The organism is Klebsiella sp. 2-CIP_Kleb., assembly GCF_050378715.1.
Taxonomy (GTDB): Bacteria; Pseudomonadota; Gammaproteobacteria; order Enterobacterales; family Enterobacteriaceae; genus Klebsiella; species Klebsiella quasipneumoniae.
In genome coordinates this window covers 1-586 of the sequence record NZ_JBNRLG010000031.1, presented here as the reverse complement: position 1 = coordinate 586, position 586 = coordinate 1, and the positions used below count along the sequence as shown (strand labels likewise).

The window sequence follows — 586 nt, the reverse complement described above, 5'->3', positions numbered from 1 at the left end:
CAGCGAATCCAGCTGCTGGTCCTGGGTGCCGTTCACCTTCGCGGTATGCTCATTGTCCACCTGGCCGCCGGTCACGTAGAAGCGCAGCATCGGGCGGAACTCCGGCCCCATACCGATGGCGATGTTCTGCGACAGCGTCAGCTTCCAGCCGTGGTTATTCCCGCCCTGGTCGTAGTCCACGCGCTGGTAGCCCGCTTCCAGCCAGGTGGAGTGCACGTCGTTCCAGAAATACATCGGCCGCACGATGGCGCCGTAGTTCTTGCGGTTGTCGGTGTTGTCCCTGCCGTTGTCGTAGTCGTGGAAGGCCAGCAGATATTCCACCTGCGCCTGCTGAGTGAACTTATGGCTGCCCTCGAAGCTGGCGTAGACCGTGGTCAGGTCGTCGGTTTTGTTGTAGACGCTGTTATCCGAGTTGTCGGAGTAGCGCAGGATCACCTTGTTCACCCCGCTGTCGTTGGTGTGGCTCAGCACCAGGCCGCCCTGCCAGGCTTCGAGGCGCGCGTCGCTGTCCACCGCCTTCGAGTCAAAGCCGTAGTTGGCGTACACCTCGACGTCGATCGGCCCGGCCTTGATGTTGTGGGTTTTG

General features: G+C 61.6%; 1 protein-coding gene. It reads right to left on the bottom strand.

Annotation, left to right across the window (positions count from 1 at the left end; genetic code table 11):
- The coding region (locus ACQUTP_RS25695) for a carbohydrate porin (protein ID WP_428902483.1) at positions 1–586 on the bottom strand (586 nt) is incomplete at both ends.